At 40.3% G+C, this 23,704-nt stretch carries 20 protein-coding genes and 1 pseudogene; 12 read left to right on the top strand and 9 right to left on the bottom strand.

Translation table 11 applies throughout. The features are described from left to right. Window positions 1-371 precede the first annotated feature (371 nt). The 5 genes and pseudogenes from AC4MC0_RS14325 to AC4MC0_RS14305 all read right to left on the bottom strand — a co-directional run. Window positions 372-578 (bottom strand): annotated as a pseudogene (locus tag AC4MC0_RS14325) (GABA permease); the annotation flags it as partial. Continuing rightward, window positions 497-925 carry a hypothetical protein gene (locus tag AC4MC0_RS14320; protein ID WP_002124576.1) on the bottom strand — a complete coding sequence of 143 codons (429 nt, stop codon included), beginning with the start codon at window positions 923-925 and terminating at the stop codon, window positions 497-499. The pseudogene AC4MC0_RS14325 and the gene AC4MC0_RS14320, both read right to left, overlap by 82 nt. Window positions 926-1,209: 284 nt before the next feature. Continuing rightward, complete coding sequence (locus AC4MC0_RS14315) at window positions 1,210-1,545, bottom strand: carboxymuconolactone decarboxylase family protein (protein WP_086249643.1); 336 nt, start codon at window positions 1,543-1,545, stop codon at window positions 1,210-1,212. Window positions 1,546-2,201: 656 nt separating this feature from the next. Beyond that, window positions 2,202-2,783 (bottom strand): hypothetical protein, encoded by a 582-nt coding sequence (locus tag AC4MC0_RS14310; RefSeq protein WP_201953646.1) that lies wholly within the window; start codon window positions 2,781-2,783, stop codon window positions 2,202-2,204. 49 nt (window positions 2,784-2,832) lie between these two features. Further along, complete coding sequence (locus AC4MC0_RS14305) at window positions 2,833-3,249, bottom strand: hypothetical protein (protein WP_201953649.1); 417 nt, start codon at window positions 3,247-3,249, stop codon at window positions 2,833-2,835. Between the two features lie 702 nt (window positions 3,250-3,951). On the opposite strand from AC4MC0_RS14305, the gene AC4MC0_RS14300 reads away from it, so the two are divergent. From AC4MC0_RS14300 to AC4MC0_RS14255, 10 genes are all read left to right on the top strand, one after another. Beyond that, the gene (locus AC4MC0_RS14300) at window positions 3,952-4,176 is read left to right on the top strand and encodes a hypothetical protein (protein ID WP_227557090.1); all 225 of its coding nucleotides are present in this window, start codon (window positions 3,952-3,954) and stop codon (window positions 4,174-4,176) included. A 66-nt stretch (window positions 4,177-4,242) separates the two neighbouring features. Further along, window positions 4,243-5,289, top strand: a complete 1,047-nt coding sequence (locus AC4MC0_RS14295; protein WP_201953652.1) for a DUF932 domain-containing protein — start codon at window positions 4,243-4,245, stop codon at window positions 5,287-5,289. A gap of 142 nt (window positions 5,290-5,431) precedes the next feature. Beyond that, window positions 5,432-6,475, top strand: coding sequence for a YqaJ viral recombinase family nuclease (locus AC4MC0_RS14290; RefSeq protein WP_201953655.1), 1,044 nt, complete (start codon window positions 5,432-5,434; stop codon window positions 6,473-6,475). A 183-nt stretch (window positions 6,476-6,658) separates the two neighbouring features. Beyond that, the gene (locus tag AC4MC0_RS14285) at window positions 6,659-7,558 is read left to right on the top strand and encodes a recombination directionality factor (RefSeq protein WP_201953658.1); all 900 of its coding nucleotides are present in this window, start codon (window positions 6,659-6,661) and stop codon (window positions 7,556-7,558) included. Between the two features lie 240 nt (window positions 7,559-7,798). Further along, entirely contained in the window at window positions 7,799-9,529 is a 1,731-nt protein-coding gene (locus AC4MC0_RS14280) for a class I SAM-dependent DNA methyltransferase (protein WP_201953661.1), read from the top strand. Beyond that, window positions 9,519-10,934, top strand: coding sequence for an RNA-binding domain-containing protein (locus AC4MC0_RS14275; RefSeq protein ID WP_335999776.1), 1,416 nt, complete (start codon window positions 9,519-9,521; stop codon window positions 10,932-10,934). Before AC4MC0_RS14280 ends, AC4MC0_RS14275 begins: the two co-directional genes overlap by 11 nt. Further along, the gene (locus tag AC4MC0_RS14270; protein ID WP_335999774.1) at window positions 10,931-12,256 is read left to right on the top strand and encodes a restriction endonuclease subunit S; all 1,326 of its coding nucleotides are present in this window, start codon (window positions 10,931-10,933) and stop codon (window positions 12,254-12,256) included. The genes AC4MC0_RS14275 and AC4MC0_RS14270 overlap by 4 nt, the downstream gene beginning before the upstream one ends. 2 nt (window positions 12,257-12,258) lie before the next feature. After that, complete coding sequence (locus AC4MC0_RS14265; RefSeq protein WP_335999772.1) at window positions 12,259-12,957, top strand: DUF3800 domain-containing protein; 699 nt, start codon at window positions 12,259-12,261, stop codon at window positions 12,955-12,957. Continuing rightward, complete coding sequence (locus tag AC4MC0_RS14260; protein ID WP_335999770.1) at window positions 12,954-13,460, top strand: hypothetical protein; 507 nt, start codon at window positions 12,954-12,956, stop codon at window positions 13,458-13,460. The genes AC4MC0_RS14265 and AC4MC0_RS14260 overlap by 4 nt, the downstream gene beginning before the upstream one ends. A gap of 184 nt (window positions 13,461-13,644) precedes the next feature. Continuing rightward, on the top strand, window positions 13,645-16,749 hold the full coding sequence (locus tag AC4MC0_RS14255) for a type I restriction endonuclease subunit R (RefSeq protein ID WP_335999768.1): 3,105 nt from the start codon (window positions 13,645-13,647) through the stop codon (window positions 16,747-16,749). A gap of 103 nt (window positions 16,750-16,852) precedes the next feature. On the opposite strand, the gene AC4MC0_RS14250 is transcribed toward AC4MC0_RS14255, so the two are convergent. From AC4MC0_RS14250 to AC4MC0_RS14240, 3 genes are all read right to left on the bottom strand, one after another. Continuing rightward, window positions 16,853-17,998, bottom strand: coding sequence for a helix-turn-helix domain-containing protein (locus AC4MC0_RS14250; RefSeq protein ID WP_004692340.1), 1,146 nt, complete (start codon window positions 17,996-17,998; stop codon window positions 16,853-16,855). Between the two features lie 11 nt (window positions 17,999-18,009). Continuing rightward, window positions 18,010-18,693 (bottom strand): hypothetical protein, encoded by a 684-nt coding sequence (locus AC4MC0_RS14245; RefSeq protein WP_004692338.1) that lies wholly within the window; start codon window positions 18,691-18,693, stop codon window positions 18,010-18,012. A gap of 304 nt (window positions 18,694-18,997) precedes the next feature. Next, the gene (locus AC4MC0_RS14240; protein ID WP_491887519.1) at window positions 18,998-19,138 is read right to left on the bottom strand and encodes a hypothetical protein; all 141 of its coding nucleotides are present in this window, start codon (window positions 19,136-19,138) and stop codon (window positions 18,998-19,000) included. Window positions 19,139-19,613: 475 nt separating this feature from the next. On the opposite strand from AC4MC0_RS14240, the gene AC4MC0_RS14235 reads away from it, so the two are divergent. Continuing rightward, window positions 19,614-20,258: a hypothetical protein gene (locus tag AC4MC0_RS14235; protein WP_335999764.1), complete on the top strand. Its 645-nt coding sequence runs from the start codon at window positions 19,614-19,616 to the stop codon at window positions 20,256-20,258. Window positions 20,259-20,319: 61 nt separating this feature from the next. Here the strand turns inward: AC4MC0_RS14235 and AC4MC0_RS14230 are convergent, their stop codons facing one another. Continuing rightward, the gene (locus AC4MC0_RS14230) at window positions 20,320-21,510 is read right to left on the bottom strand and encodes an MFS transporter (RefSeq protein ID WP_335999762.1); all 1,191 of its coding nucleotides are present in this window, start codon (window positions 21,508-21,510) and stop codon (window positions 20,320-20,322) included. Between the two features lie 1,064 nt (window positions 21,511-22,574). Here AC4MC0_RS14230 and AC4MC0_RS14225 point away from each other — a divergent pair. Beyond that, entirely contained in the window at window positions 22,575-23,702 is a 1,128-nt protein-coding gene (locus tag AC4MC0_RS14225; protein ID WP_005400772.1) for an NAD(P) transhydrogenase subunit alpha, read from the top strand. The last annotated feature ends 2 nt before the right edge of the window (window positions 23,703-23,704 follow it).

Raw genomic sequence — 23,704 nt, 5'->3', positions numbered from 1 at the left:
AATGTGAAGAAAATATGGAGAATTTGTGAGTTTGTGAAATGATAAGCTGACTAGCGAGATCTGTAAATGATAATCGTTTGCTTTTTATTCAAGTGTTATATAAAAATTATTAGAATAAAGGGAATAGTGAAAGCACTTAAAAGTGAGCCGGCAATCTATACAAAATTCTTTTCTGAAAGTGTTCTGCAATATCAAACAGGCTGACAGTTTTCTAGAATATGAATACAGAAAGATAGATAAAAACGGTGGCTAACATTTGAGTAAAAATTGAACTTATTGCTGAGTTTAGCCTAAAAAACCAATGGCTTTCACTGGGAGGCCATTGGTTTTAGTGTATGTTGAATTTTGCTTAATCTGACATTAGTTTTACATTACAGATTGTTGGTCAAGTCCGCCTGAGTGTTATCAGATTTATCTTGAGCATGCTTTCCCCAGTTAAACTTCTGTGCACAGATGCCTAATCCAACAATAAACAATGCAAGTAAACTGGTATAGGTTACTTCTTTGAAATAAGTGCCTTCAACCAACATGGTAATAAGTGCGCCAATAATAAAGAAGATTGCAAGATACGTAAAATATTATATATTTCAATATGCTGATTCCATTCGGGAAAAATATCATTTGGGTATAGCTTTAGTGATTTAAGAGTTTGAAGAAACTGAGAGTCTATTTTTAACTTTTCTGGATGATCAACTATGTCATCAAATAATGCAGATGATCTATGAGTTAAAAATTTACCTGTAACAGAGGAGTGGTACGCCTTAGCATTAATTTTAAAGGCTTCATTACTATCATTTTTAACTATTTTTTTAAAATTTTTCGGTAAACCGTACATCATTTTATGATGATATGAACTTATATGACTCGTTATCACAAAAGATTCAAGAGATGAAATTTCTTCTAAAGAGGAATAAGAGTTTTGCATTAAAGGCCTAAGCTAAAAAATCAGAATTATGAAATTTCTCTAAAATTAACATAATACACGTTATACGAAATTTTAAAAATGATATTATCTTTATGATAATTAAAGAAATTTAATGTAATTGCTATTATATTAAATTCTCATTACATCGACTAAGAACTGACTCAATAATAAAAAATGGGAGTTTTGTTGAACTCCCATTTTTGAGACTGTACATTAAATTTTTTCAAATAATTATGTAGCAGTTTTTCTAGTCAAATTATCTTTTTCAATACCTAATAAAGATATTATTTCTGTGCTTCATATGCCTCTAAAGCTCGTAAAGCAAATGTATATGCAGCTCCTGCATTCAAATGAATTGCTGTAGCTAAAGCACCAGCTACTTCGCTTTCTGTTGCACCAGCTTTCATTGCTGCTTCTGCATGCACTGAAATACAGCTTTCACAACGCGTAGTGATTGCCACTGCTATAGATATTAATTCACGTGTTTTGATATCTAATGCCTCGGCAGCAGCAGCATCATTAAGTGCTAAATAAGCTTGAAGCATTTTAGGGTGAGTTTTTCCTAAAGATCCAAATGCTTTTTTGACATGTGCTGTATGTTCTGGCCAATCTAGGAACATTTTAAAAATACCTTTGATTAAATACAGATTTAATATTAGTTGAATTGGAGATAAAATTTCTTAAATTTTGTGTAAACAACGTAATTTTAATCTTATAAATGAATAGCTACCGATTTTGTAGACACTTTATAATTATTCTATAATTAACATAATACAGGTTATACGAAATTCTTTAAATTTTCCTATAAGCATCAATATGTTAGTAAAAGCTGTCCTAGGGTTCAGCGTACTAGAACGGCTTTTTCATGATTCTTCACGTTCGACGCTTTCGATATGATCATTGCTTCACAAATTTGTTTATCTCAGTTAAACAAATTTTGATTGATTATAGGCGGGGAGTATTTCTTAGTTTAACCAATCTGATTAGCATAAGTCCCGTTGGTTGTACTGATGCTGACTTCATGGATGTGCTGGATTTTACAGCATAGGTAACCAAAGCCATTGAGCTCTTCAGCATGCATGCTGATCTAGTTGTGTTTAGGCTCAGCGCTGACCAGAGACCCTTTTAAAGCTGAAGGCATCACCTGACTCACATCTTATATCCTTCAATCTTCTGTACAGTGGCTGTTACACCACTGATTCAGGTTCGGCTAAAGTAAGAGCTGCAAATACAGTTAATGCCTAGGCAATTAAATTAGACTGAAGTTTCTGTGAGGTTATTCTTCAATAATCGCACGGTGGGTGAGTTTGCCACGTGTGGTATACAGATAAACTTCACTGATTTCATCAGCTGTACAGCCATCCAAAATCAGGTTGAAGGTATTGCCATAGTAGACTCGCTTAGGAAATTCGACTGTATACGGTTCTACGCCAATGATCTTGCAGTTTGGATTGTTCATTTCGACTTTATCTAGTACATCGTCAACTTCAGAGACCACTTTTAAGCGTGTGCTGTCTAAGACAGTAGACGTAATGACTGTAAATCCAACATAAGTATCGGCAGGTCTGAACTTCACTTCAAGCGCTTCGCCCGGCAGCAGTTTTCTTTTGAGTTGTGGTGGTGGAATATCAATATTTTCAGCACCTTCGTAAATGCTGTCTGGATCATAGCGGTCATGGGCGATCGCAGCGGCTTCAGCTTCGCGTTCTTTGGCTTGATCCTGAGCAGCCTTGTCATTGAGCTGAGCATCGGGAGCTGATTCAGTTGTGGTATCTGTTGCTGAGGTCGTGTTTTCAGGGGTTTTATTACAGGCGGTGAGTACGGTAAAAATCGCAGCCGTGATAATCAGTTTTTTCATGGCGGAATGTCCTTTCAAATCGAGAGTGGGGGTGAATCCAAGGGCTGGCTTACTGAGCTGCAAACTGGGTACGTTGCACATATTTCAGAACGCTTAACCCTTTGACATACAGCCATCGGTCATTAAAATTCTCAGCATGATAATCAAAAACTTGATACGCAAAGTCATCAAGGTCCAAGAGTTGCTGCTCATGTAAATCTTTGCCTTCTCGAATGAGGGCATTCAAATCACCGCTGTAGATGAAATAACGCAGTGGGTCATCTTTAGGGATGATCTGCCATTGTTTGCTAAGCGCCACAAACGCATTGCAATTTACATTGCCCTCACAGCGTTTCACTATAGGTGCCGTGGATGGATTGTTAATGAGTGCCATCACTTGATTCATATCGGCATGGCTGAGACTGGAGCCAGATAAACAGACTGCAATTGCCCCATATTGTAGAAAGGTCTTGATTTGTTTATTCATGAAGTTAGATCCTGATTTTTGTTGTTGGATACTTTATAGAGCGCGCAGCAATGGCTTGACTACAATGCCTGAGACGAGTCTGTCCATCACAATGACAATGTATTGTGCAATTCCAATGAGTATGGCTGATGATCTACAAAGGTGTAGTTGTGCCGAATTACTCCGTCAGTGGATTGACGAGATCAGGCAACGTACCATAGAGATGGAGCACGGGCGGGGAATACGTAGCAAGAATAAAAACAGTCATGATTGACTCCTTGGAATTATAAGAAGTTCTACCGCATCACTGCTAAATAATGGTGGCAGAACGAAAGAGGGTTAGCAGACTGGGATCCAAGGAACCAGCACACCCGAAGGTGTCCCCCTTCCGTCCTACCATTAAGAAAAAAGGGGGACGAGTGAGTTCCCAAAAAATAGTTAGACTATTTTCTGCTCGGATCAACGGTCTGCTAAAACCGACTGGCAATGTAGGCCAGCAAGCCCATCATAATGCCAAGCTGAAAGCGGGTCAATTTCATTTCTTAATGCTTAAACCACTGTGGCTTAAATAATACTCAAAAACAGATTGTAAATAATTTCAGATACATAACACCTGAATGAAGCAGAAGCTGAACATTAATTTCATCTCAGGATGAATGTGCAGCGGAGCGATAGCACCCATATTCAGGAGTTTTTTTTATGCCGTATCGAGATTTTGATCAGATGGAAGATGCCATGTTTCCGCAGCGTGAACCGATCAAGCCAATGATGCAGAGCTTAGGTCTCAGCAATGCACCGACCACTTTAGCTGTGCTGGGCATGTCGTTGGCAAAGTCATTGGGCTATTCACCTTTCATTGGCGGGATTGCAGGAGCCATGCTGGGTGGCGTGATTCTCGTGATTGCGGATCAGACACAGGCCGCTTGCCGTCCTCCATTGCACAAATAACACGTATCTAATTTCTACTTCTTCGCACATTTCAAAATATTCATTATTTACAATCAGGATTATTTTATGGCACATCAACTTGAACAAATGGCCTATGTAGGCCAAACCCCTTGGCATGGCTTAGGCAACCCACTGACTCAAAACCAACCGATTGAAGTCTGGGCACAGCAGGCAGGCATGGATTGGCGCATTGAATCATCCAACGTCAGTTACATGGCCCAAAACCAACGGGGGCAAAACATCATCATGCCTTTTGAAGAACAGCGTGTTTTATATCGTTCCGATACGCATGCACCATTATCCGTCGTCAGTCAGCGTTATCAGGAAGTGCAACCTAAACAAATCTTAGAGTTTTATCGTGACCTGACGGAGCAATCAGGCTTTGAGTTAGAAACCGCAGGCGTGCTTAAAGGCGGGAAGAAATTCTGGGCATTGGCCCGAACAGGACAGACTTCTGCTTTAAAAGGCAAAGATGTTAGCAATGGCTACATACTGTTAGCCACAGCCTGTGATGGCACGCTGGCGACCACTGCACAATTCACTTCAATTCGTGTGGTGTGTAACAACACCTTAGCGATTGCCTTAAAGGGTCAAAACTCTAGTGCAGGTGTAGTCAAAGTCCCGCATAGCACCAAATTCGATGCGCAGAAGATTAAACAGCAACTCGGTATTTCAGTCCGTACATGGGAGGATCACATGTATGAAATGAAACAACTCAGTCAACGGAAAGTTACACAGACTGAAGCAGCAGCCTATTTCGATGCCGTGTTTAACAACACTAGCCTAAGCAATGCAGAGCAAGACGAGGGCTTTATTCAGTTCTATCGTAATGTCGCAAGCCAAGCCAACAACACAGCGAAAGCTGAAAACAAAACTGAACCGAATGGACGTGCCATGTCTAAAGTCATGACCATGTTTAATGGGCATGGTCGTGGGGCAGAACTCAGTTCGGCCAAAGATACAGCCTATGGTTTGCTGTGCTCAATCACCGAATTTGCAGATCACGAACGTCGTGCCATGAGTCAGGACCATCGTCTCGATTCTGCTTGGTTCGGTGCAGGCGCAGGCCTCAAGCAACGTGGACTGGAGCAAGCACTCCGTTTAGTTGTTTAAGTTTCGATTCAGATTCAGAATTTAAGATCAGGACATGAGATCAATATGATCCTGTAATTTCCTTAAATCCAGACACCTCTTTGCCACATCTCCAGATGTGGCTTTTTTTATGCCCAAAATTTAACAATGACAGGAAAACAATATGAACTCAGCCGTAATTCACCCAAGTCACATCAAAGCCAATATCCATGCCGACCGTCCAAAACTGTTTACCGCAAAACGTTTCGTCGAGACGAAAAACATGACTCAGGCCGAATGGCTGGAAGTCAGACGCAAGGGCATTGGTAGCAGTGACTGTGCCGCAGCCTGTGGACTTAATCCCTATATGTCGATGCTAGAACTATGGATGATCAAGACAGGTCGGATTCAACAAAACATTGAAGATGCCAGCGAAGGCCATGCACCTCTGTACTGGGGTAAGCAGTTAGAGCCACTCGTTGCTGAATACTACAGCATGCACACCCAGCATAAAGTCCGTCGCGTCAATGCAGTGCTGCAACATCCTGATCCCGATAAGCATTTCATGTTGGCTAACTTGGACTATTCCGTGGTGGGTAACGCAGAGGTTCAAATACTGGAATGTAAAACGGCAGGGGAATATGGGGCCAAGCTGTGGCGTGATGGTGTACCACTCTATGTTCTTTGCCAAGTGCAGCATCAATTGGCAGTCACAGGCAAACAAGCAGCACATATCTGTGTGCTGATCTGTGGGCATGAAACCCGCATTTTTAAAGTGACACGTTCTGAGTCAGTGATTCAGCATATCGTCAATGCAGAGCGTTACTTTTGGGAATGTGTAGAAAAGGATATGCCACCTGAAGCCGATGCCAGTGAATCGGCAGCCAAAGCACTACAGTTGCTTTATCCCGAACATGTGCCACTCAGTACGACAGACTTATCTGAAGATGAGCAAGCCAATCAACAGTTTGAACAACTGATTCGAGTGCGTAATCAAGTTGATAAATACCAACAGCAATTTGAGCTACTCAAGCACCAATTGCAAGGCCAGATGCAAGAAGCTGAGCGTGCCACTTTTAAAACAGGTTCAGTGACATGGAAGAAGTCCAAGGATTCAACCAGCTTAGACACGAAGGCTTTACTTAAGTCACACCCTGAATATCTCAACCAGTATCCACAAAGCAAGCAGGGCACACGGCGCTTCAACATCTATTGCCATGATGACTAAAGGCTTTATTCAACTCAGCGCATATCTGCAAAAAAGCGCAAAACAGCCCCCGTTCTCTCTCAGCACCGAAGTACAGACAGAGAACAAAATGGACTGAATTGCGCAGATGTTTATGCATTTGAAAATAAATGATTTCTACATATTAACCAGACAATAGTCAGAAATAACTTTGAGGACATCAATATGATTAAAGGTTTAGCAATTACCCCACCGATCTTAGGTCGTATCAGCATCGGTAAGATGGTGGAGAAGAATGGTAAACGTGTCCCTGAAAAAGATGATCAGTTCACCATTACTAGCCAAATCCAAAACAAAGACGGCTGGGTGAAACATCCACTGGATGAGCAGCTTAGGGCTAAAGTAGCCAATCAAAAACTTAGAAGCATTCCAGTCCGTATGCTCTTTAATGATCCTGAACTGAACTTACGTGCAGAGTACAGCTTATTTGACCGACAGACAGGGCGCCCCGTGTGTATCGGCAATGGTGAAACTTGCCAGCGCTTAACCAATCAAGGGGTTGAGCATCATCCATGCCCATCTCCAGATTTATGTTCATTGGCACAAGGAGGATTGTGTAAACCCTATGGACGTCTCTATGTGAATTTAGATGAGTCGGATGAGTTAGGGACTTTTGTTTTTAGAACCACTGGTTTTAATAGCATTCGCACCTTAGCTGCACGCCTCAGTTACTACCACGCAGCATCGAATGGATTGCTGTCATGTCTACCCTTGCAATTGACGCTTCGAGGCAAGTCCACCACACAAAGCTATCGAACTCCTGTCTATTACGTGGATCTGACTTTACGTGAAGGCATTCATTTACAGGAGGCAATCCAAACTGCCAAGCAGATTGATCAGAAAAGTAAGTTGTGCGGTTTTAATCAGGCTGCTTTGGATCAAATGGCACGGCAGGGTTATGCCAATGCAAGGTTTGAAACAGATATAGAGGAAAGCTTAGATGTACTGGAGGAGTACTATCCTGAACAAGAACAGAACCGGGCGGTGGAGCAACAAGCTTCGCATGAAGTGTTTGTGCAGGATATTCAGCAGGGATTGCAGCGATCAGTCAGACCAGTCACCTAATCGATTGGTTGGAAAAGAGCAGCTTTCTAGGTTGCTCTTTTTTACGACAGTATTAGTCGTGGGAGTTGTCAAAGTACTATTTTAGCTATAGTTATCCCGTTAAAATAACAAGACTTAATTAATCTCTATTTTTTTTGTTAAGTGCATGACTTTTAATAGGTCGTAGATATGCTAACTTAGCAACATTGTTTAACATTAAGTATAAAACCAAAGCGGTTGATCTTGGATTGAGGAAATAAAATGCATTCATTGGAACAAAAATTTCTAAATGACTTAGATGACAAGCTTTGGAAAGCCGCCGATAAATTACGCAGCAGTCTAGATGCAGCCAACTATAAGCATATTGTTTTAGGGTTGATTTTCTTAAAGTACGTTTCTGATGCCTTTGATGAACGACAGTCTGAGCTCAAGACTTTATTCGCTCATCATGATGACAACAATATCTACTACATGGCACGTGATCACTATGATAGCGATGAAGAATACCAACAGGCTATTGCTGACGAACTAGAAATACTGGATTACTACCAAGAAAAAAACGTGTTTTGGGTGCCAAAAGCAGGCCGCTGGTCAAATATCCGTGATGCAGCCGCTTTACCAATTGGCTCAATCATTTGGCAGGATGAACAAGGTGCAGACGTCAAACTGCGTTCGGTATCATGGCTGATTGACAATGCTTTAGATGAAATTGAAAAAGCCAATCCAAAGCTTAAAGGTATCCTGAATCGCATTGGTCAGTACCAGCTGGACAATGACAAGCTACTTGATCTGATCAATACCTTCTCTGACACCAGTTTTACTAAGCCTGAATATAATGGTGAAAAACTCAGTCTGCACAGTAAAGATATCCTCGGGCACGTCTACGAATACTTTTTGGGACAGTTTGCCTTGGCTGAAGGCAAGCAGGGTGGGCAGTACTATACGCCTAAAAGTATCGTCACCTTAATTGTTGAAATGTTGCAGCCTTATAAAGGGCGAGTGTATGACCCAGCGATGGGTTCAGGCGGATTCTTTGTATCCAGTGAAAAGTTCATTGAACAACATGCGCAAGAAAAGCATTACAAAGCATCAGAGCAAAAAAAGCATATTTCTATCTATGGGCAGGAAAGTAACCCGACCACATGGAAACTGGCAGCCATGAACATGGCGATTCGCGGGATTGATTTTAATTTTGGTAAAAAGAATGCTGACAGCTTTTTAGAGGATCAGCATCCAGACTTGCGTGCCGACTTTGTAATGGCCAATCCGCCTTTTAATATCAAGGATTGGTGGCATGCTTCTCTAGAAAGTGATGTGCGCTGGAAATATGGCACTCCACCACAAGGTAATGCCAACTTTGCTTGGATGCAGCACATGCTGCACCATCTGTCACCTACAGGCAGTATGGCATTGTTGCTTGCCAATGGTTCGATGAGTTCCAATACCAATAATGAAGGTGAGATCCGTAAAAACTTGATCGAAGCCGATCTGGTGGAATGTATTGTCGCATTACCGGGACAACTGTTCACCAACACGCAAATTCCAGCCTGTATTTGGTTCCTAACCAAGGACAAAAAGAATGGCTTGTCTTTAGATAAAAAGAAAGCCAACCGTGAAGGCAAGACCCTGTTTATCGATGCCCGTAATTTGGGCTACATGAAAGATCGTGTGCTACGTGACTTTACCGATGCGGATATTGCTAAAATCACCAATGCTTTACATGCTTGGCAACAAGGTGAAAACTTTGAAGGCGAAGCGTATCAAGATGAGAAAGGTTTCTGCTTCTCTGCTGAGTTAAAAGATATTCAGAAGCATGACTACGTACTGACTCCGGGACGTTATGTGGGTGCAGTCGAGCAGGAAGATGATGGCGAGCCATTCGCTGAGAAAATGTTACGTTTGACTGCTCAGCTCAAAGAGCAATTTGCTGAAAGTGCGGTCTTGGAAAGTGAGATTAAAAAGAATCTAAAGGGCTTGGGCTATGAGTTCTGATCATCCTTTATTGCAAGAAATTCAGAAGGGTGAAAGTCAAACTCTTGAATTTAAAGAGCAGTTACCGAAAGGGCAACAGGTGGCAAAGACCCTGATTGCTTTTGCCAATACCAGTGGTGGTAAGCTGGTAGTTGGTGTAAGTGATGATCGCCAACTCGTAGGTATTCAAGATGATATTTTTGAGTTACAAGATCAGATCACTTCGATGATCAATGAACTGTGTGCGCCCAATATTCTGCCGTATATCTATATCGAGAATATCCAAGGCATAGAGTTGCTGGTGATTGAAGTCAGCCGCGGTTCATTATTGCCTTATTATCTCAAGCCGCAAGGCAAGGCACAGGGGACTTATATCCGTTTAGGCGCAAGCAATCGTGTGGCATCGCCTGAGTATATCCAGCAACTCGAATTGCAGCGTCTGAACCAGACTTTTGATGAACAGCCGAATCCGCAATACAGTTTAGATGACATCGATTTACAGCCTTTACAGCAGGCCTTTGCTGAGGTGGGTAAAGAGCTATCTTTGCAGAAGATGCGGAATCTCAAATTGATCATTCAGCAGAATGGACAGGATTATCCAAGTCATGGGCTGCTCATTTTGTTGGGGCTTTATGAGCATGTTGAGATTAAATGCAGCCGCTTTAAAGGCACGACTATGACGGTGTTTCTGGACAAGAAAGAATACCGTGGAGATCTGTTTAGCCAGCTGAAGCAGACCGAGCAATTCATCAAGAATCATCTGCACCTACGTGCTGAAATTTTAGGGTTACAACGTACAGAAAGTTTTGAAATCCCAATCCCGGCGATTCGTGAAGCCTTGGTTAATGCAGTGTTGCACCGTGACTATAGCAATGCAGGGCGTGACATTAAGGTCGGTATCTATGATGACATCCTGAATATTGTTTCTCCAGGTGGATTGCCAAATGGACTGACTGAAGAGGACTTGGCACAAGGTCGTTCAGAGATTCGTAACCGTGTCTTGGCTCGTGTGTTTAAAGAGCTGGGTTATATCGAACAGTGGGGCAGTGGTATTGCTCGTATCAAAGACCTTTGTTTACAGGCAGGCAATGCAGAACCTCAACTGAAAGCACAAGGGGATTTTGTCGATTGGGAGTTTTATCGTCCTTCGACTGAGCAAGTAGGTGGCTCAATCGGTGGCTCAATCGGTGGCTCAATCGGTGGCTCAATCCAAGAGAGTATGCTGACAGATCGGCAAAAAGAGATCTTGGTTTTAATTCAGCACAACCCGAAAGTTTCCTATCGCTATATGGCAGAGCAGCTCGATATTAATGAGTCAGCAGTAAAAAAGCATTTGAATCATTTAAAAGATACGGGTTGGCTTGAGCGTGTGGGTGGAACTCGTGGCTATTGGGTCATTAAGAAAGAATTTGAGGATAAGGAATGACTAATAATAACTGGGAATTAGTTAAGCTAGGCGATATTCTTAATTTTAAAACAGGTCGTTTAGATTCTAACGCTGCAACGTTAAATGGAGAATATCCATTTTTCACATGTTCACCAGAAACTTTGTCTATCAACTCTTATGCTTTTGATGATGAAGCAGTGCTATTAGCAGGGAATAATGCTAATGGCGTGTTTTCAGTAAAATATTACATAGGCAAATTTAATGCTTATCAGCGTACATATGTGATTACCTCTAAGGATAGAAATTTAGTTTCTATTAGATGGTTATATTTTAGAATTAAGCATGTAACAGCAGAATTACAAAAGATGTCTGTTGGTACAGCCACGAAGTTTCTAACAAAAAAAATTCTAGATAACTTTGAAATAAGATTGCCAACTTTGATTGAGCAAGAATCTATTGCAAATATTTTATGGTCATTGCAATCCCAAATTGATATTAATATACAGATCAACCAAACCTTAGAATCCATCGCTCAAGCCATTTTTAAAAGCTGGTTTATCGACTTTGATCCTGTGCGTGCCAAAATTGCAGCCAAGCAGAACGGGGCAGATCCTGAGCTTGCTGCGATGTGCGTGATTAGTGGTAAAAGTGAAGCTGAACTTAAGCAAATGCCTGAAGATGATTTTGCTGAGTTACAAGCAACTGCTGCGTTGTTTCCTGATGAGTTGGTAGAGAGTGAGTTAGGGGAGGTGCCGAACGGGTGGTTTAAAACAGACTTAAGTATTCTTGCTGATTTGAATGTTCAATCATGGACTAAGAAAAATTGCCCTGAAAAAGTAACTTATGTAGATTTATCAAATACAAAATGGGGGGTTATTCAGCAAACGGAAGAATTTATTTTTGAAAAAGCACCGAGTCGAGCAAGACGTGTATTGAAAATAGGGGATACAATTGTTGGTACAGTTCGACCTGCAAATGGTTCTTATGCTTTTATTCAACGAGAAAATTTAACAGGTAGTACAGGTTTTGCTGTTCTTTCGCCTAAACATAAAAATTATGCTGAATTTATTTACATTGTGGCAACTGATAAAGAAAATATTAAGCGTTTAGCTCATTTGGCTGATGGTGGAGCTTATCCTGCCGTAAGTTATGATACTGTTTTAAATACACCTTGTATTTTACCTATCGAAAATAAAGATGGAGTTTTAAATTTATTCCATAAAAATGTAAAAGAGTTTTACCTTCTTTCGGCGAGTAAATTTGAAGAAAATAATATTCTAGCAAGTATAAGAGATACCTTGTTACCTAAATTATTGTCGGGTGAGCTAGATGTGTCATGTGTGCAGGACGAGGTGGCTTGAGCATGAGTATTTTTAATATTTATTGTGATGAAAGCTGTCATCTTGAAAATGATGGCTTTTCTGCAATGGTACTTGGTGCAGTATGGTGCCCAGATTCACATCATAAGTATTTAGCAAGAAAAGTTAAGCAACTCAAAAAAGAGTTTGAGATCTCTGCAAATAATGAAATTAAATGGACGAAAGTTTCTAAAAGCAAACTCCCATTTTATAAAGCACTCTTAGATTTATTTTTTGATGAACCTCTTCTTTATTTTAGAGGCGTTGTGATTCCAGATAAAAGTAAATTAAATCATGCAAACTTTATGCAGAGTCACGATGATTTTTATTATAAGCAATGGTACTTACTGCTGAATCGTTTAATTGCGCCAAATCATAATTACAAAATCTATTTAGATATCAAAGATACTAAGGGACAAGAGAAAGTAACAAAGTTGCGTGAGGTTTTATGCAATGCGAATTATGATTTTGATCGCACTATTATCCACTCAATAGATTTGGTGCAATCACATGATGTTTTGTTGCTACAGTTAGCAGACTTGTTTATAGGTGCTTTATCGTATTTGCATAGAGGGCTAAAGACGAGTGAAGCGAAGCTTGAACTCATTCATTATTTACAAAATCGTTCACAGTTGAGCTTGCAGCAAAGTACATTGCTCAAAGCAGAAAAGTTTAATTTGTTTATATGGAGTCCTCAATATTGAATACTCCTCCTGAACTCATTGCTTTTACTGGATTTGATAGTTGGAATGACTATGAAAATGAAATATATGCGATTTATTTAGAAACTGTGGTCAATGCCAATTTATTATTTTTGAATACGCCAGTAAAAGTCAGATTTCGTCCGACAACAAAAGATAAAGCTTTTGGTTTTTGGCATTTGATTTCTGAGGCTGCCGACCAAAATAATAAAGATGAAGACGACAGACTTCCAGATCTAAAGCGTTGCGAGAGAATTCGGTGGGTGGCTTGGTGTATAACCAATGCACATCAAGCAGGTTTTCTATATTGGGAAAATCAGCGTGGCAGGGAAACCCATGTTGTCATTTGGGCGGAATATCTAGATTTTGTGGTTATTTTAGCTAAGCGTAAAACAGATTTAGATGAAAAATATTATTTATTGAAAACAGCATATTGCCTAAGAGAGCATACAAAACGTAAGCTTAGAAAAGAATATGAAAGTTTTCATCCCTCTAAAAAAGGCTAAAGCCCCGATATATTGCTATATAAGGACTTCGTATACTCCTTCTACACTTGGTAGATGAGCTAGGCACATTATAAGTAAACTGATATAGGGTCGCAATAGCGGTTACAAAAGATAATGTCTATAGAATAAGCAGTCTTGTTTATTAAAAGTCAGAATTTAAAATTTGAATGAATAGGGGGAATCCATGAACGAAACACAACTTGAAAACTTATGCTTAGACTGGTTTTCTGAAAATGGCTGGCAAGTTGTTCATGGTATTGATATTGCACCAGATAGTAGCAATCCTTTACGCAAAGACTATAAACAGATTTTAATCGAAGCTGATTTACAGGCGGCTTTTGAACGCTTAAATCCACATTTGCCTGCAAGCTGTTTTGAACAGGTTTGGCTAAAACTGAGCAAGCCTGAAAGTTTGGATTTAGTCATTAATAACCGTGCTTTCCACCGTATGTTATTGGAAGGTGTACCTGTCACCTATAAGAAACAGGACGATTGGGTACATGACCATGCCTTCTTGGTGGATTTCAACCATGTGCATCAAAACCGTTTTGTTGCGGTCAATCAATTTACGATTCTAGGCACTAAACAACCTCGACGCCCTGACATCATCTGCTTTATCAATGGTATTCCCTTTGCGGTGTTGGAGTTAAAAAGTCCAACCGATGAAAATGCGGATATTTGGGATGCTTTTAACCAATTGCAGACATACAAAGAAGAAGTCTCTGATCTATTTATCTTTAATGAAGCTTTAGTTGTAAGTGATGGCGTAACAGCACGTGTAGGCTCACTGACTGCAAATCAGGAACGCTTTTTACCGTGGCGTACCATTAAGAATGAAGATGACAAACCTGCTTTAGAATGGGAGCTAGAAACAGTTGTTCGGGGCTTCTTTGACCGAGAATTGTTTTTAGATTACATCCGATTCTTTGTGTTATTTGAAACAGATGGCGAAAAGACCATTAAGAAAATTGCAGGCTACCATCAGTTCCATGCGGTTAGAGAAGCCGTACAAGCGACCATTGCGGCATCCAATCCGACAGGGGACAAAAAAGCAGGCGTTGTTTGGCATACCCAAGGCTCGGGTAAAAGTATCTCTATGTGTTGCTATGCAGGTAAACTTTTACAGCAGCCTGCCATGCACAACCCAACTTTGTTGATCGTGACTGACCGTAATGACTTGGATGGACAACTCTTTGAAACCTTTAGCAATGCTCAAGAACTATTAAAACAAACCCCAGTACAAGCCAATAACCGCGATGAGCTGAGACAGCTTTTAGCTGAACGTGAATCTGGCGGGATCATTTTTACCACAGTACAAAAGTTTGCACTATTGGAAGGTGAGAGTGAGCATCCATTATTGAATGGTCGCCACAATATTGTGGTCATGTCAGATGAAGCACATCGTAGCCAATATGGTCTGAAAGCAAAACTAAGTAATGATGGTACGTACAAGTTTGGATATGCCAAGCATATGCGCGATGCCTTGAAAAATGCAGCATTTATTGGCTTTACTGGAACTCCGATTTCGAGTGAGGATAAAGACACCAGAGCTGTCTTTGGCGACTATGTTTCCATCTATGACATTCAGGATGCCGTCGATGATGGTGCAACCGTCCCAATCTACTACGAATCACGCTTGGCAAAGCTGGACATCAATCAGACTGAAATTGAAGATTTGTCTGATCAAGTCGATGAGGTTGTAGAAGATGAAGAAGATGTTGGTAACCGAGAAAAGACTAAGAGCGAATGGAGCCGACTAGAAAAACTGGTGGGTGCCACACCACGGCTGAAACAGATTGCAGCGGACTTGGTTGTTCACTTTGAAGCCCGTACCGAAGCAACGGCAGGCAAAGGCATGATTGTGACCATGAGCCGAGAAATCTGTGTGCATTTGTATAATGAAATTATTGCTCTACGCCCAGATTGGCATGACCCTGATCCTGAAAAAGGCAAAATCAAAATTGTGATGACGGGTTCAGCTTCAGATAAACCATTGTTACAGCCACACATTTACAACAAGCAAGTCAAAAAACGTCTTGAGAAACGCTTTAAGGATGTAAAAGATCCTTTGCAGTTAGTGATTGTGCGCGATATGTGGCTTACAGGTTTTGATGCACCGTGTACGCACACCATGTATATCGATAAGCCAATGAAAGGCCATAACCTCATGCAGGCAATTGCACGCGTGAACCGGGTATTTAAAGATAAGCAGGGTGGTCTAGTTGTCGACTATATCGGCATTGCCAATGAATTGAAGCAGGCTTTAAAAACTTATACTGATGCCAAAGGTAAAGGTGAGCCGACTTTACGTGCAGAAGAAGCCTATGCAGTTCTTGCTGAAAAGATGGATGCGATACGGGGAATGTTTGCCAAAACCAATGAACAGGTAGGCATGAATTTAAGTGCTTACGAAACTCAGGCACATCGACTGATCATCCCAGCAGCCAACTATGTGTTGAGTTTCAAGGATGGTAAAAAGCGTTTCCTTGATTTAGTCCTGGCAATTAATAAAGCCTTCTCTTTATGTAGCACCTTAGATGAAGCGAAGAACCTGCACAAAGAAATTGCCTTTTACTCAGCCATTAAAGCAGTCATTAGCAAGCATACCTCTGTAGATCGTAAACTGTCGCAAGCGGAAAAGGACAGTACGCTAAAACAGATTTTGGATAATGCTGTTATTGCTGATGGGGTAACAGATGTTTTTGCAATGTGTGGTTTAGATAAACCGAATATTGGTTTGCTATCAGATGAGTTTCTCGAAGATGTACGGCAGATGCCATACCGTAACTTGGCAATTGAACTGCTGGAAAAGTTACTGAATGATGGCATTAAGGCAAAGACGCGAAACAATGTGGTGCAGGAAAAACGCTTCTCTGACCGTTTACAGGAAACCTTGAGAAAATACAATAACCGAGCGATTGAAACTTCTCAGGTCATTGAGGAACTCATTCAAATGGCGAAAGAGTTTCAGGCGGATATGGCGCGTGAAGCTGCACTTGGTTTAAATTCAGATGAAATCGCTTTCTACGATGCCTTAGCGAATAATGAAAGTGCGGTCAGAGAGCTTGGAGATGATACGCTTAAGCAGATTGCACGCGAAATTACCGAGAAGCTACGGAAATCAACGACGGTTGATTGGCAGGTTAGGGATAGTGTCCGTGCTCAGCTTAAGATTCTGGTTCGTCGTACCTTGCAGCGTTGGAAGTACCCACCAGATAAAGCGGCTGAGGCGATTGAACTGGTCATGAAGCAGGCTGAGCAATTGTCGAATGCTTGGACTACTAACTAGCCTGATTGCTTATTTTGGCTGTACAAATGTTTCAATCCTACAGAAACTAGCATGTACTTAAAGAAAAAAAAGAGAACTTTAAATGTTCTCTTTTAAATTTGTTTTAATCCAAAACTGTTAACTCACTTCGACGCCGTAATGCCTCTAAATTTTGGTATTTAGAGATTAAGTTGAAAGTAAGATTATTAACCTCTACTAGATTGAGACATAAATCATTTGTCAGTTTAGATAAATCAAAGTTTTCTTGGGCTAAAGCTTGGAACACTTTATCTAACAAAAGAGATGATTCATGCGGGATGGGATTAGGCTCATTATTTCGTCCTCTTTGGGCTAATTGTTTATAGATACTTGTGGCATTCCAGTCAGTAATAATCCCCAACTTATTATAACGATAGGTTAAAGCAGCAGCAGAAACTTGCCATATTTCTTTTTTGGACAAAATACTTTTTAAGGATGGAATCCGTAAAGGATTTGCTAGTAAGCTTCTGCGTGGCATTAGAAATGCAGAAGCAAAAGCATTTGCTTCTTGTTCTACGTGAATTCCTTCAATTATCCCATGTTTGTGCATAACTAAATGGCCTAGCTCGTGAGCTAAGTCAAATCTACACCTTTCAGCAGTTCTGGAAGTATTTAAAAAAATAAAAGGACGGCCACTTGTCCATCTACAACAAGCATCTACATCTTGTGCTTCATCAGTGAGAGAGAAAACACGAATACCTTTAGATTCCAAAAGTGCAATCAGGTTGGGAATAGGTTGTTCGCCTAATCCCCAAGCTTTTCTTACTGTATCAGCACATGCCTCAGGATAAGAATATTCAAGATAATATCTAACATCATTTTCGTCGGCCTCATCCAATGAACCAATAGTCGCAGTTGAAAAATCACTTCTTAATTCATGTAAATCAGGTACGTTAGGAAGTGGTAATTCAAAGTTTTGATCAATCCAATCACTAATCATTTCAGCTAAAATAGTTTGGCTAATTGCCATATCCCTTTTTCTAGCTGTCATCTTAGTGAGGGCCCTGAAGCTTACAGATTCAACTTGAATCTTTTCTACTTCACGTCCGTAAAAGAAGTTGATTGGAAAATCAAGAATTTCAGCAGCTTTTTCTAAAATTTTTTCATCAACTTCTTGGTTGCTGTACCAATTTGAAACAGTTCTATCGGTTACTTCTAATCGATGAGCCAATTCTCTCTTAGTCAAACCACGGCGTTGACGAGCGAGATCGAAACGACCCATATTGAACATAGTATTGCCTCTTAAGCATTCTTGCGCTTGATTTCAAAATCAATTGGCGCGGGAGTTGGTGCAGGGGAAAGAATAGTATCAAATTCAGACTCGGGATCGAAACTGATTTCTTTTAAAATAATTCTTTCATGGTATTCTGTAAAAAATTTACCATTTTCAGTAAGTTTTGATGGACATGAAAGTTCACTTCTGATTATTTTATTTTTATAATCAATATAATACATTAGAACCCAACACCAAGTATCCGTAGTAGAGTAGGTTGTTAGCATATCGCCATGTAATTGGGCATTGGCGATTCTTGAAAACATGCTCCCCTTAGGGTTTCGGTTTCGAGCAACTTTTTCAGTTCTCAAACTCTCTGTATTAGATGGAACTTGTCCTTTCAATCCAACACATGCATTTCCCGTCATAAAACTAATTAGGATTCCGAGCTTTTCATTACGAACCCATTCAGAGTTTCCTTGGGTATATTTTAAATAACCCATTGATAACAAGCGTTCTCTTAAAAAAGCTGTTCCTTCAGCAAAATTTCTATAACCACCATAAATTTTAGGATGATTATTTGTTGTTTCATTACGAGCTGAAAAACTATCTTCTATAACTCCAAGCAAGATTTTCGAGTCAAACCCAAAAACTTCTTTTATTCTATTTTGAGAGTGAAGTGGATCATCTATTGTTAAATATAATGGTTGCATAAAGTTAGATCTACTAAATTATCATTTACCTAGCATACATAGTTTTTAGTGGTAAAAATAGAAATAAACATAATTTTTGGTGAAAAAAATAGAAAATAAATTGTTTCAAGATATACAGTAAACAATAAAGATTGATATAGAGAATCCATGAATTGGAACTAAATTATGAATAATTAATAGAAGGAAGAAGTGTCATTATTTGAACGAATAAATGGTTAAAAAATTTACTTTCGGGTTTTCTACACCAATTTTACACCACAATATTTTTATATTTAATTAAGTTATTGATAGTAATGTTTTAATTTTATTTATGTGTCCAATCCATCATCGGTGCAACACTGATACGTGGAGATTGAGGGGTTTCAATGGTTTTGTCAGTATTCATTAAAAAATCAGACTCTTGATCAGTGTTTATCAGCTTTGGCGGCAAAGACATAGTTAACATATGTATTGGAGCAGAAGCGGTGCAAAGAAATATGTGGGAAATTACATGAAAATCAGATGTCGCAAAGCCAAAGCATCAATCCATTTATTGAGCACGATACAGCACAATGTAATGAGCTGAAATGCATTCATTACCGATAGGAGGATCTTTGGGAGTGGACGAAAAATGAAACTCGGTGCTTCATTTTTATTCAGGTATTTCCGATAGCACGCAATACTATCACAAAAATGGAATACATTCATTGAGAGGTATTATCTGCTTTTATCAACCTTAGAACTTATAATTAATGGTAAGAGGAGCAGCCAATATTCATTAGATACATTCAAATATAGAAAACAGAATGTTTTTTTCGATAGAACATTCACACTGAACTTGTGGGATTTATCAATCATTATGTCCTAGCAGGATTAAATTGAATTTAGCTTAATCATTCAGTATGTTGAATATATAGAAGAATAAAATATAGGAAAAGCCGATGTTGCTTTTAGAAGAAATTTTTAAAACTAAAAAAATACAACAGAGTGATGAGTTTAATCTGAGAATACATCGTGGGCTGAGTTGGTTAAAGCAAGCATTCCTGCTCGATCATGATCCCGATTTGCAATTTATCAGCCTCTGGATTTCTTTCAATGCGATATATGCACAAGACTTGGGGCAAAGTCAGGACAAACAGAGTTTACGTCAGTTCTTACATTTAATTTGCCAGCATGATGTCGATCATAGAATTTATAGCATTTTATGGGACAAGTTTAGTCAACCCATTCGTATGCTCTTAGACAACCAATACACCTATCAAGGCTATTGGGACTATCAAAATAAGAAAATTGCTTTAGAGGTCTGTAAGGCTCAGCTTGAACAAGAAAAGAAGAAAGTGGCGAAAGCGCTACAACAGAAGCATTCGGTTGATATTTTATTGGTACTGTTTAACCGTTTATATACCTTGAGAAATCAGCTGATGCATGGCGGTTCAACCTATAAGAGTTCATTGAATCGCAAGCAGCTACAAGATGGCTGTCAAATTTTATCTGCTTTGCTGCCCGCATTTTTGTACATTGCTTTGGAGAATGCCGATAGTCTCGACTTGGGTAAACCTTTTTACCCAGTGGCTCAGGTCAGTTAGCGCTCAAAATGAAGTGCCCAAACAAAAAGACAGTTTACTGAGTCAACTGTCTTTTTGAGGGTTAAGCAATACCCTGTTTTTTGTTATACAGGGTATCCAGCAGAGCAAAGACACCCGCCATCATCACCAGTGTAATACCGACTAAACATGTACTGCTCCAGCCGCCGTGATGCCATGCATAGACACCCAGTGCCGAGCCACACGCGCCACCAATAAAATATAAGGTCATATAGATGGAGTTCACCCGAGACTTCGCATCGGGGCGTAAACGGAAAATCACGTTTTGGTTACAACTATGTGTAGTTGCAAGCCCTAAGTTAATCAGTGCATAACCGATGATGTAGCTGATGAGTGAGCTCCCGCCTAAATATAGGAACACCCAACTGAGGGCTAACGTCCCGCAGCCGACCCAAGTCAAAAGCAGGGTATAACCGCGATCGGCCCATTTACCAATCCACTGAGTGGAGAGTGCGCCAAATACGCCGACCAAAGTTACCACGCCGACTAAAACATCCGAAAGTTGAAATGGCTCAGAGGTTAAAAGTAGGGCAATGGTTGAAAACAGCATACTCATGGCAGCAAAAGCAAATCCACCCGTGATTGAGCGAAACACCAAACGCGGCTCTTGTTGCAGCAGACTCCCCATGGACTTAAAAATGTCGAAATAGGTGATTTTAAGTTTTGGTAGTTGGGGGAGTTTTCCTTTCATCAGAAGAGCCAAAGCAAACATGGCGATGCCACTCAGCACATAAATAATTTTCCAGTGCCATAAGTCTGAGAGTAATCCAGCCACACTGGTAGACAGTAAAATCCCGACCAATAAGCCACTCATGAGGAAACCGACTACTTCTCCCGTTTTTTCAGGTTTGACTGCCATCGTAGCCAGAGGAATCAGCACTTGTGCTGCGACAGAAAAGAGTCCCGTAATAACGGTACCCAGCCAGAGCATCGATAAGTTGGTAGATGTCGCACAGATAAACAGTCCAGCAGATGCGCCAAACATCAGGAATGGAATCAGTTTGGCTTTGTTCAGCATGTCGCCTAAGGGCACAATGAACAGTAAACCCAAAGCATAGGAGACTTGCGCAAAGGTCACGGTCAAAGCCACTTGTTCTTCTGGCGCTTGAAAGCTTTGCTGAATAGAGGAAATCAAAGGCTGGCAATAATAGTTTGCCCCTGCACATAAGCCACAGACAATTGCCATCAGCCAGAGCAGAGATTTGTCTCGACTGATGTCGAAAGAGGTATTCATAATGAGCCTTTGATGAGGGAGTATTTTTTTCAGAAAGACGTTTACATCATGTTTGAGCTAAATAGATGCATCGTTTCAGAAATTGTATACGAAGCTGGGTCAAAAGCCTAAAACAGGCGAGAAAAGACTGCATAAAAAATGAGTCGAAGATGAAGACATAGAAAATAGCATGACCTGTTCTCAGGAGAGTATTTTCGTCTAATACAATCAAAAAATAATGATATTTCGAATTTCCTGTCAAAAAATGATAAAAATCTTTAAAAAATTCTGAACGCACCCGTCTATTTTGTATGAAATTGTTGCATTCGATCATTTTCACTCATAAAGCATACCAAGCATTTGGGGCTGATTGTTGAAATATTCATCTATTTAAGGTATTTTTGCTTAATTATGGTGCATTTTTACTTAAGCCTAGTGTTTCAATGCGCGCCATTATCATCCCATAAAATATGAAAAAAACATTTTTGTTGGTCGTTCCGCGTTTTAGATCTATTTAAACGTGATTAATCCTTCCTCGTATTTTTATATGATCCACTTCAAATACACGTTTCAGTTGGACTAAATTTTGAGCATTGGCATTTTTGATCGATGAAACATAGGAACAGGCCAATTCTAAGCTTTTGCAAATGGGGCAAAACTGTCATTCAAGTCAATGCCTGCAAAGTTTGCGCGACGGCAGATGGCAAAGCTCGATGAATGACAGGTTCGGGTTAATGTGAACGTGGTGGTTCATATTCTTGGATTGGTCAAAAAGATCAATACTGCGGAATTAAAGGACTTAGTTTTGTGCAAAAAAAGTGCAGATTTTAGTGTAAAAAGATCTGTAGCTCAGAATTTGAATAGAAATAAATCAATTTTTAAGCGGATTCAAAGTAAATAAACGAGATATCACCCAATATTTTTTATGAATCACCAGTTCAGTATATGGGTATTTATTAAATAAATAGTGGGTGGTATTTTAAAAAAGTTTCATTAGAATCCAAAAATTCATAAGAACATCCTGTGAGAAAACATTGCCTAATCGGTGATGTTTACTTTAAGAAAAACTAGCTTGAGGGACGCTCATGCAGATCGGAATTCCAGCCGAAACTGTCGTCGGTGAAAATCGTGTAGCCGCAACGCCAGAAACGGTAAAAAAGTTGATCAGTGCTGGTCATAGTGTAGTGATTGAACGTAGAGCAGGTGTGAAAGCTGCTTATATCGACAGTGCTTATGAGCAAGTCGGTGCTACGCTGACAGATGATGCCTATACCGGTAGCCAAATGATTTTGAAAGTACGTGCCCCTCAGGGTGCTGAAATTCAAAAGCTTGCGCCAAATACATCGGTTATTGCCATGTTTGACCCGTACCGTAATACGGAGCTTGATCAATTTGCATCACAACACGTGTCTGCATTTGCTTTGGAGCTACTGCCACGAACTTTATCTCGTGCACAGAACATGGACGTATTATCTTCACAAGCTAACTTGTCCGGTTACAAGTCAGTGCTTCTTGCTGCGGCGGAGTACCAGCGCATGTTCCCAATGTTGATGACGGCTGCGGGTACTGTAAAACCTGCACGTGTCGTGATCATGGGGGTCGGTGTTGCAGGTCTACAAGCGATTGCGACAGCAAAACGTTTGGGTGCTGTGGTTGAAGCAACGGATTTACGTCCGACTGCGAAAGATCAGGTGGAATCTTTGGGTGGCAAATGGTTAGACGTACCGATGTCAGCGGAAGAACAGCAAAAAGCAGCCGATGCTGCGAAAAATGGTTATGGCTGGATGCCGGGCGAAGACTATATCCGTGATCAAGCTATTATTGTGGATAAAGCTGTATCGAATGCTGACATCGTGATTACCACTGCACTTTTACCAGGTCGTAATGCGCCACGTCTGATTAAGGCGGAAACAGTTGCCAAAATGAAACCAGGTTCAATCATCCTTGATATGGCGGTTGAAACAGGCGGTAACGTTGAAGGTTCTAAGAATGGTGAAAATGTTGTGACTGACAACGGTGTGACCATTCTAGGGATTCCAAACATTCCGTCTACGGTTTCAACTGAAGCTTCTGCTTTGTATGCACGAAATGTCTTGAACTTCTTAGATACTCTATTTGATGCAGAGAAAAACTTTGCCATCAATCCTGAAGAAGAAATTCAAAAAGCCCTTCTAGTAACTCATGGCGGTCAAGTACTGCTGAAGCGTGGTTAAGG

The organism is Acinetobacter sp. CAU_H_S139_7, from assembly GCF_058599305.1.
The sequence above is the reverse complement of the archived record's forward strand: the minus strand, read 5'-3'. Positions and strand labels throughout refer to the sequence as shown.

Excerpts from the sequence above, each read along its gene's own strand:
- AC4MC0_RS14320 (WP_002124576.1), bottom strand. The coding sequence starts at position 925 with ATGCAAAACTCTTATTCCTCTTTAGAAGAAATTTCATCTCTTGAATCT.
- AC4MC0_RS14315 (WP_086249643.1), bottom strand. The coding sequence starts at position 1,545 with ATGTTCCTAGATTGGCCAGAACATACAGCACATGTCAAAAAAGCATTT.
- AC4MC0_RS14310 (WP_201953646.1), bottom strand. The coding sequence starts at position 2,783 with ATGAAAAAACTGATTATCACGGCTGCGATTTTTACCGTACTCACCGCC.
- AC4MC0_RS14305 (WP_201953649.1), bottom strand. The coding sequence starts at position 3,249 with ATGAATAAACAAATCAAGACCTTTCTACAATATGGGGCAATTGCAGTC.
- AC4MC0_RS14300 (WP_227557090.1), top strand. The coding sequence starts at position 3,952 with ATGGAAGATGCCATGTTTCCGCAGCGTGAACCGATCAAGCCAATGATG.
- AC4MC0_RS14295 (WP_201953652.1), top strand. The coding sequence starts at position 4,243 with ATGGCACATCAACTTGAACAAATGGCCTATGTAGGCCAAACCCCTTGG.
- AC4MC0_RS14290 (WP_201953655.1), top strand. The coding sequence starts at position 5,432 with ATGAACTCAGCCGTAATTCACCCAAGTCACATCAAAGCCAATATCCAT.
- AC4MC0_RS14285 (WP_201953658.1), top strand. The coding sequence starts at position 6,659 with ATGATTAAAGGTTTAGCAATTACCCCACCGATCTTAGGTCGTATCAGC.
- AC4MC0_RS14280 (WP_201953661.1), top strand. The coding sequence starts at position 7,799 with ATGCATTCATTGGAACAAAAATTTCTAAATGACTTAGATGACAAGCTT.
- AC4MC0_RS14275 (WP_335999776.1), top strand. The coding sequence starts at position 9,519 with ATGAGTTCTGATCATCCTTTATTGCAAGAAATTCAGAAGGGTGAAAGT.
- AC4MC0_RS14270 (WP_335999774.1), top strand. The coding sequence starts at position 10,931 with ATGACTAATAATAACTGGGAATTAGTTAAGCTAGGCGATATTCTTAAT.
- AC4MC0_RS14265 (WP_335999772.1), top strand. The coding sequence starts at position 12,259 with ATGAGTATTTTTAATATTTATTGTGATGAAAGCTGTCATCTTGAAAAT.
- AC4MC0_RS14255 (WP_335999768.1), top strand. The coding sequence starts at position 13,645 with ATGAACGAAACACAACTTGAAAACTTATGCTTAGACTGGTTTTCTGAA.
- AC4MC0_RS14250 (WP_004692340.1), bottom strand. The coding sequence starts at position 17,998 with ATGTTCAATATGGGTCGTTTCGATCTCGCTCGTCAACGCCGTGGTTTG.
- AC4MC0_RS14245 (WP_004692338.1), bottom strand. The coding sequence starts at position 18,693 with ATGCAACCATTATATTTAACAATAGATGATCCACTTCACTCTCAAAAT.
- AC4MC0_RS14240 (WP_491887519.1), bottom strand. The coding sequence starts at position 19,138 with ATGTTAACTATGTCTTTGCCGCCAAAGCTGATAAACACTGATCAAGAG.
- AC4MC0_RS14235 (WP_335999764.1), top strand. The coding sequence starts at position 19,614 with ATGTTGCTTTTAGAAGAAATTTTTAAAACTAAAAAAATACAACAGAGT.
- AC4MC0_RS14230 (WP_335999762.1), bottom strand. The coding sequence starts at position 21,510 with ATGAATACCTCTTTCGACATCAGTCGAGACAAATCTCTGCTCTGGCTG.
- AC4MC0_RS14225 (WP_005400772.1), top strand. The coding sequence starts at position 22,575 with ATGCAGATCGGAATTCCAGCCGAAACTGTCGTCGGTGAAAATCGTGTA.